General features: G+C 68.9%; 9 protein-coding genes. 5 read left to right on the forward strand and 4 right to left on the reverse strand.

Going from position 1 to position 6,687, the window contains the following annotated elements:
- Positions 1-30 precede the first annotated feature (30 nt).
- Genes ABZV06_RS31730 through ABZV06_RS31740 form a run of 3 tightly spaced genes read right to left on the reverse strand, consistent with a single transcriptional unit; the run spans position 31 to position 2,074 of the window.
- Positions 31-339, reverse strand: a complete 309-nt coding sequence (locus ABZV06_RS31730) for a cupin (RefSeq protein ID WP_266246239.1) — start codon at positions 337-339, stop codon at positions 31-33.
- Complete coding sequence (locus tag ABZV06_RS31735; protein WP_355242356.1) at positions 336-1,286, reverse strand: LLM class F420-dependent oxidoreductase; 951 nt, start codon at positions 1,284-1,286, stop codon at positions 336-338. Before ABZV06_RS31735 ends, ABZV06_RS31730 begins: the two co-directional genes overlap by 4 nt.
- Before the next feature lie 2 nt (positions 1,287-1,288).
- Complete coding sequence (locus ABZV06_RS31740) at positions 1,289-2,074, reverse strand: ABC transporter ATP-binding protein (protein ID WP_355625943.1); 786 nt, start codon at positions 2,072-2,074, stop codon at positions 1,289-1,291.
- Between the two features lie 268 nt (positions 2,075-2,342).
- Between ABZV06_RS31740 and ABZV06_RS31745 the strand changes: the two genes are divergently transcribed.
- Both ABZV06_RS31745 and ABZV06_RS31750 read left to right on the forward strand, forming a co-directional pair.
- Entirely contained in the window at positions 2,343-3,371 is a 1,029-nt protein-coding gene (locus tag ABZV06_RS31745; RefSeq protein ID WP_355242072.1) for an ABC transporter substrate-binding protein, read from the forward strand.
- 100 nt (positions 3,372-3,471) lie between these two features.
- Positions 3,472-4,332 carry an ABC transporter permease gene (locus tag ABZV06_RS31750; protein ID WP_355625945.1) on the forward strand — a complete coding sequence of 287 codons (861 nt, stop codon included), beginning with the start codon at positions 3,472-3,474 and terminating at the stop codon, positions 4,330-4,332.
- 132 nt (positions 4,333-4,464) lie between these two features.
- Here the strand turns inward: ABZV06_RS31750 and ABZV06_RS31755 are convergent, their stop codons facing one another.
- Entirely contained in the window at positions 4,465-4,800 is a 336-nt protein-coding gene (locus ABZV06_RS31755; protein ID WP_355625947.1) for a hypothetical protein, read from the reverse strand.
- Positions 4,801-5,179: 379 nt separating this feature from the next.
- On the opposite strand from ABZV06_RS31755, the gene ABZV06_RS31760 reads away from it, so the two are divergent.
- From ABZV06_RS31760 to ABZV06_RS31770, 3 genes are read left to right on the forward strand one after another with little or no spacing between them, the layout of a single operon-like run.
- Positions 5,180-5,947 (forward strand): helix-turn-helix transcriptional regulator, encoded by a 768-nt coding sequence (locus tag ABZV06_RS31760; protein WP_355625949.1) that lies wholly within the window; start codon positions 5,180-5,182, stop codon positions 5,945-5,947.
- Positions 5,938-6,135 (forward strand): DUF397 domain-containing protein, encoded by a 198-nt coding sequence (locus tag ABZV06_RS31765; RefSeq protein ID WP_355242060.1) that lies wholly within the window; start codon positions 5,938-5,940, stop codon positions 6,133-6,135. Before ABZV06_RS31760 ends, ABZV06_RS31765 begins: the two co-directional genes overlap by 10 nt.
- 49 nt (positions 6,136-6,184) lie before the next feature.
- Positions 6,185-6,385 carry a DUF397 domain-containing protein gene (locus ABZV06_RS31770; protein WP_355625951.1) on the forward strand — a complete coding sequence of 67 codons (201 nt, stop codon included), beginning with the start codon at positions 6,185-6,187 and terminating at the stop codon, positions 6,383-6,385.
- Positions 6,386-6,687: the final 302 nt, after the last annotated feature.

Below are 6,687 nucleotides of genomic sequence, written 5' to 3' on the forward strand. Positions count from 1 at the left end.
CGCGCGGCGCGCCGGTGGCGATCGGCGGGTCTACTTGAGTTCGACCAGTCGGGCCAGGTATGTCGTGTCCCCGACATTGGTGAGCATGTGCACCGCTCCGGGGTCGCGGTAGACGACCCCACCGGTGGGCTCGTCGGCGTCGATCCGGGTGCCGTCGATGGTCTGCACGACGTTCTTCGCGCCCTGGATCGCCACCACCAGGTAGGGGTGGTCGTGCCGGTGCAGGGGCTGGCGCTCGCCCGGTTCGAGCCGGATGTGCCAGACCCGGACCCGGTCGTTCTCGTACACGATCTCCTGGCCCACGGGCCCGAGTTCGGTGCCGTCGATCACATCGGTCATCGTCCACCGTCCAGTTGGGGAAGCACCTCGGCGGCGATCAGTTCGAGGTGGTCGAGGTCGTCGAGGTCGGTGAGGCGTAGGTGCACCCGCGTGGCGCCGATCCCGGCGAACTCGCCGATCCGCTGCACCAGCTCTGCCGGCGAGCCGACCACCGGGTCCTCCGGTGGCAGCGCGCTCTTCTCGTGCAGCGGCGCGGCCCGGCGGGCGGCCTCCGCGTCGGTACGTCCGACGGCCACCACGATCCCGGCGGAGAGCACCAGCGGGGCTCGTCCCCTCTCCGCCCGACCTACGCGGTCGCACGCCTCCCGGACGCGGTCGTACGCTCCGGCGGTCTCGGCCACCGACTTGAACGGCATGTTGAACTCGTCGGCGTACCGGGCGGCCAGCTCGGGGGTCCGCTTGGGACCACGTCCGCCCACGATGATCGGCGGGCCGGGCACCTGCGCCGGTTTGGGCAGCGCGGGGGCGTCCACCAGCCGGTAGTGGTCACCGGTGAAGCTGTACGTCTCGCCCAGCGGGGTGGACCACAGCCCGGTGATCACCTCGAGCTGCTCGGCCAGCCGGTCGAACCGCTCGCCGACGGCCGGGAACGGAATGCCGTACGACGTGTGCTCGCGCTGGTACCAGCCCGCGCCGATACCAAGGTCGACCCGACCGCCGCTCATCTGGTCGACCTGTGCGACGAGCACGGCGAGGGGGCCGGGCAGGCGGAAGGTCGCCGACGTCACCAGGGTGCCCAGCCGGATCCGTTCGGTCTCCCGGGCCAGCGCGGCGAGGGTCAGCCAGGCGTCCGTCGGGCCGGGCAGGCCGCTGTCGTCGCCCATCGACTGGTAGTGGTCGGCGCGGAGGAAGCCCTCGAAGCCGCCCGCCTCGGCCAGTCGGGCGAACCGGAGCTGGGTGTCGTAGTCGGCGCCCCGGTGCGGCTCGGTGAATACCGACACCCGCATGGTCATCGTCCCTCCACGCCGGCCGCGGCCGGCTGGTCGCGTTCCATCAACAGCTCGTGCAGGTCGGCGCTGACCTGGGCGACGTCGGCGAGGTGGGCGTTGCGGCCCAGGGTGCGCGGGCGGGGGATGGCCACCTCGACCACCTTGCGGATACGGCCGGGGCGGGGGCTCAGCACGACCACCCGGTCGGCGAGCAGCACCGCCTCGTCGATCGAGTGGGTGACGAAGACGATGCTCGGCTTGTTCTCCATGTGCACGCGCTGGAGTTCGCCGGAGAGTTCCTCGCGGGTGAGCGCGTCGAGCGCGGAGAACGGCTCGTCCATCAGCATCACCCGGGGTTCACCGATGAGCGACCGGCACAGCGACACCCGTTGCTGCATGCCGCCGGAGAGCTCGTGCGGCAACCGCTTCTCGAACCCGGCCAGGCCTGCCACGTCGAGCAGTTCCCGGGCCCGCTCGCGGTGCTTGGCGCGACTCCAGCCGAAGATCTCCACCGGCAGCAGGACGTTGTCCAGGACACTGCGCCACGGCAGCAGCGCCGGTTTCTGGAACAGCATGGCGATGTCGCGGCGGGGTCGGGTGATCGGCGTACCGGCCACGGTGATCTCGCCGGAGGTCAACGGGAGCAGCCCGGCGATCAGCCGCAGCAGGGTGGACTTGCCGCAGCCGGAGCGCCCGAGGATGGCGACGAACTCGCCCTCGGCGACGTCGAGGTCGATGCCGCGAATGGCCTCGACCTGGCCGGACCGGCCTTCGAAGGTACGCGACACCCCGGACAGTCGGATCATCTGCGGCGGACCTCCGCTGAGTGGACGGTCAGGAATCCGACAAGGCTAGCCGCCCTGTTGACATGTCGCGCCGTCCGGGGTCGTCGTCAGGTTGTTTCCGATCCGCAACCCGGTACGCCTGGCGTCGCAACTGTGGGTTTCTCGTACGCTGTGGCCGCGAAGAGTCCCCTCACGATGGCGGTGCCCGGCTTGCCCCTCCCGCCGGTGCCGTCGCGACAACCCCCTCCGGTGGCCCCCGGCCCCGGTCGGAAAGGACATGGTGCTACTGATGAGAAGGCTGACCCGTACGGTCGCTACGGCCGCGCTGGCCACCGCCCTCGCCCTCGTCTCCGCCTGCAGCAGCGGGTCGGACTCGTCCGACGCCAAGGGCGGCAAGGACGGAGCGTTGGAGAAGGTGACCTACCTCACCTCCTTCGGCAACTTCGGCCGTGACTCCTACGCCTGGGTGGCGAAGGAGAAGGGCTTCTTCAAGGAGGCCGGTTTCGACGTCGAGATCAAGGCCGGCCAGGGCACCGGCGGCGTGATCCAGACGGTCGTCGGCGGCCAGGCGGACTTCGGGCCGATCGACCTCACCGGCGGTCTGCTCCAGCTCGGCAACGGTCAGGCGAAGGACTTCACCGCCGTGGCCGCGATCCAGCAGCGCACGATGGCGGGCATCGCCACCGTCGAGGGCAAGAACATCAACTCGCCCAAGGACCTTGAGGGCAAGAAGCTCGCCGACACCCCCGGCTCCGTGGTGCGCAACCTGTTCCCGACGTACGCCCGGCTCGCTGGCGTGGACGCCAGCAAGGTGACCTGGGTCAACGGTGAGGCGCAGGCGCTGATCGGCACGCTGGCCTCCGGTTCGGTGGACGGCATCGGCCAGTTCGTCGTCGGTCAGCCGACGATCGAGGCGGTGGCCAAGAAGAAGGCCGTCATGCTGCCGTACAGCAACGTGATGCAGGACCTCTACGGCAACGTGCTGATCACCTCCAGCAAGATCGCCAAGGAGAAGCCCGAGATGGTGAAGCGTTTCACCACTGCGCTGCTCAAGGGCCTGGAGTACAGCCTGGCGAACTCCAAGGAGGCCGGCGAGATCCTGAAGAAGAACGTCGACGCCGCCAACCCGGTGGCCGCCGCCGCCGAGCTGGACCTGATGGCCGCGTACGTGCGCTCCGGCAACTCCGGCACCGCGATCGGCACGCTGGACAGCGGCCGCGTGGCGAAGAGCATCGCGATTCTGCAGGGCGCGGGCGCGCTCAAGCAGAACATCACCCCCGAGCAGATCATCGACTTCAGCCTCGCGCCGAAGGCCTGATCGTCCGGTCGTCACCAGGGGGTACGTCCCGCCGGTCTCCGGTGGGGCGTACCCCCGTCGCTCGTCGGCCCCCGGGTCGGCGATTCACGAGGAGGACAAGATGACCGACGTCCGCTCAGCCGAGCCGGCGGTGACGGTGCCTCCACCCCCGGGTGCCGGACTCCAGGCACGTCGGGCGGGTCGGGGCGCCGGCCTGCGCGCGGGGACCGGGGCGGCGCTGCTGCCCGCGGCCGGTCTCGTGGTCGCCCTGGCGGCCTGGTGGTTGATCGCCCGGCTGGAACTGGTCCACCCGGCCGCTCTGCCGCCGCCGGGGGGTGTGCTCACCGCGTTCGTCGACAAGCCCGCCCAGATGCTGGAGCACACCTGGGCCACCCTGCTGGAGATCCTGATCGGGTTCGTCCTGTCGGCCGCCGCGGGTGTCCTGATCGGACTGTCCCTGGCCAGTTCCCGGACGGTCGAGCGGATGTTCACCCCGCTGCTGGTGGCGGTGAACGCCGTGCCGAAGATCACCCTGGGTCCACTGCTGGTGGTGGCGCTGGGTTGGGGTCAGAGGCCGATCCTGACCATGGTGTTCCTGCTCTGCTTCTTTCCCATCGTGCTGTCCACCGCGACGGGTTTGACCACCACGCCGGCCGACCTGGCCGAGCTGGTCCGGTCCTGGAACGCCTCCCGCTGGCAGGCGTTCCGCAAGGTGCGGTTCCCGGCGGCGCTGCCACAGATCTTCGTCGGGCTCAAGGTGGCCATGCCGCTGGCGGCCATCGGTGCGGTGATCGGTGAGTTCCAGGCCGGGGAGAAGGGCCTGGGGTACGTCATCACGCAGTACGCGGGCGTCGGCGACACCGCCACCGCCTGGGCGGCGATCATGCTGGTGGCGCTGGTCAGCATCCTGCTCTACAGCGCACTCGTGCTCGTCGAGCGGATCGCGCTGCCCTGGGTACGGGAGACCACCAGCAGCCGCTGATCGCGTCCGCCACGCCAAAGCAGGTGGCACGCGTAGATCTTGGACAGTTTCCGTTCTCAGCTAACGGAAACTGTCCAAGATTGCCGGCGATGGCGGATGCAGCGGTACGCCGCGGCCGTGCTGGGAGGCGTTTCAACGCGGATGTTCGACGATCGGCCTGCGGAACGGTCCCCATCCCACGAACCGGTCGTAGAGGGCTCGAGGGCTCGGCCCGTCGTGCGGGTTGAGGTGGTAGAGGTCGCGCATGGCCTCGTAGAGCAGCCCGGCCAGGTAGATCGACAGGCTCGGCATCTTGTTCTCGTACTCGGCTTTGAGCATGAGTCGCGCGGTCGCGCACGGCCACGGCTGACCGTCGGCGCGGCACGCCCAGTGCGGCCGTAAGGGCGTGTGCGGCGGGGCCTGGCCGTGCCGACGCGGACGGTCCGCGACCGGCCCCCGCTCGGGGCCGGAAACCTGCGTAGAGATCATTTGTAACCTCCGTTCGCCCGGAACTCTTCCGCCCGAGTCAGGCGATCCACCCGGCCGACCTCGTCAACCCGGAATGCCTCGGTGTGCGCCGTGACCCAGGCCGGGAGTTGTGGGGCAGGGCGACTCGCAGGCACTTCCGGGGCGTGTTGGCTGCGCCAGAACCTGAAACGCACGGTGCCTCCTTCGTGCTGTCGTCTGGAGAGGGGCCGCCCCCGCAAGTGCTCGCCGGGCAGGGGCGGCCCCGGCACGAACGCGTCCGCCAGGTTCGGGTCCTCCACCGGCCGCGCCGTCTACAAGCACCCTGCGGGCAGTGACGGGACAAGAACAGCCCGTAGGGGATATGGTCGCGAGACATTCTGCGCATCCCTGGAGAGACGTCGTGAACGATGCGTTGCGTGCAGCGCTGGCCGAATCAGGGCATTCGATCGAGTCTCTTGCCGGGCTGGTAGGCGTCGATCGAAAAACGGTCGCACGGTGGATCAACCACGACCACATACCCCACCCCCGTCACCGGGAGGCCGCAGCCGGCGTACTCCGTCGGCCCATCGGGGACATCTGGCCGGACACGTCAAGACGTCGTGAGCCAGTTTGGTTCAGGCCGTGGCAAGAGATCGAGCGTGAGGCGGTCTCGCTACGCTCGTATCAGTCGGTCGTCCTGCCCGGCCTTCTTCAAACCGAGGCGTACGCCCGCGCGGTGCTCGCCGGTGCCGACGTGATCGCCCGCAGCGACATTGAGCGCCACCTAGCCTTTCGGCTCGCCCGTCAGAGCATCCTGACCCGTGAAGACCCACCACGCTTCACGGCCGTCGTCAACGAGGCTGTCCTGCGGCGGCCGGTCGGCGGCCGGGCCACCATGCGCGAGCAGGTACATGCCCTCATTGCCATGTGCGAGGCCCCGCACGTACGAGTGCACATCGTTCCCGCGACGGTCGGCGCGTACGCTGGCTTGAACGGTCCCTTCGTGATCGCTGTAGGAGCCGAGCAACAAATAGCCGGCTACCTCGACAATCAGCTTCAGGGGGAAGTCGTCACCGGCACAAAGGACATAACAGCGATACTCGCAGCGTGGGAGAACGTACGCGGCGAGGCGCTGTCCCACTGGCAGTCCGTCGACCTACTTACGGAGATGGCAGAGACATGGACATGACCGGCGCACAGTGGCGCAAGAGCACCCGCAGCAGCGGCAACGGCGGCGATTGCGTCGAGGTTGCCGACAACCTTCCCGGCGTCGTTGGTGTCCGGGACTCGAAGGACCAGGCAGGTCCGGCGCTGTCCTTCAGTTCGGCGGCCTGGCGGGCTTTCATCGACATGGCAAAGACCCTTGACGCGGCCTGACTAGCACTACGCGAAGGCCCCCGGACCTCATTAGAGAGGCGGCAGCATCATGGACCTGACCGGCGCGCAGTGGCGCAAGAGCACCAAGAGCGGCAGCAACGGCGGGAACTGCGTCGAGGTGGCCGACAACCTTTCCGGCGTCGTTCTCGTCCGTGACACCAAGGACCGCGACGGCGCAACGCTGGCCTTCGAGCCGGCGCAGTGGCGGGGCTTCGTCGACCTCGCGAAGGTCATCGGTCCCGTCTCCTGACTCGGCACTAGCCAAAGGCCCCCGGCGCGAGGGCCTTTGGCATGTCCGGGTCACGATTGCTCGTACGGGAAAGAATCGCCGTCGGCTACCCGGCGCGGCTCAGCTCGTACTCCTTCTGAATTGCGAGAGCCGGCCTCCAGAGGAGGCCGGCCCTTTTCCGCTTACGGTGACGCGGAGGGGTGGTGGCCTACCGTGCCCGGCGCAGGGATCGCCCGACAGCAGTGCAGCGGCGACTTGGCCGACGAGGGTTCTATTCTCGCAGAAGATCCTGAACCTCTCCGTGTAGTTTGAGGCCCGACGAG

Origin of the sequence: Micromonospora sp. NPDC005172, from assembly GCF_040608555.1 — a bacterium.
Classification (GTDB): Bacteria; Actinomycetota; Actinomycetes; order Mycobacteriales; family Micromonosporaceae; genus Micromonospora.

Coding starts and splice junctions, on each gene's coding strand:
- ABZV06_RS31745 (WP_355242072.1), top strand. CDS start 2,343: ATGAGAAGGCTGACCCGTACGGTCGCTACGGCCGCGCTGGCCACCGCC.
- ABZV06_RS31755 (WP_355625947.1), bottom strand. CDS start 4,800: ATGATCTCTACGCAGGTTTCCGGCCCCGAGCGGGGGCCGGTCGCGGAC.
- ABZV06_RS31765 (WP_355242060.1), top strand. CDS start 5,938: ATGGACATGACCGGCGCACAGTGGCGCAAGAGCACCCGCAGCAGCGGC.
- ABZV06_RS31735 (WP_355242356.1), bottom strand. CDS start 1,286: ATGCGGGTGTCGGTATTCACCGAGCCGCACCGGGGCGCCGACTACGAC.
- ABZV06_RS31740 (WP_355625943.1), bottom strand. CDS start 2,074: ATGATCCGACTGTCCGGGGTGTCGCGTACCTTCGAAGGCCGGTCCGGC.
- ABZV06_RS31770 (WP_355625951.1), top strand. CDS start 6,185: ATGGACCTGACCGGCGCGCAGTGGCGCAAGAGCACCAAGAGCGGCAGC.
- ABZV06_RS31730 (WP_266246239.1), bottom strand. CDS start 339: ATGACCGATGTGATCGACGGCACCGAACTCGGGCCCGTGGGCCAGGAG.
- ABZV06_RS31750 (WP_355625945.1), top strand. CDS start 3,472: ATGACCGACGTCCGCTCAGCCGAGCCGGCGGTGACGGTGCCTCCACCC.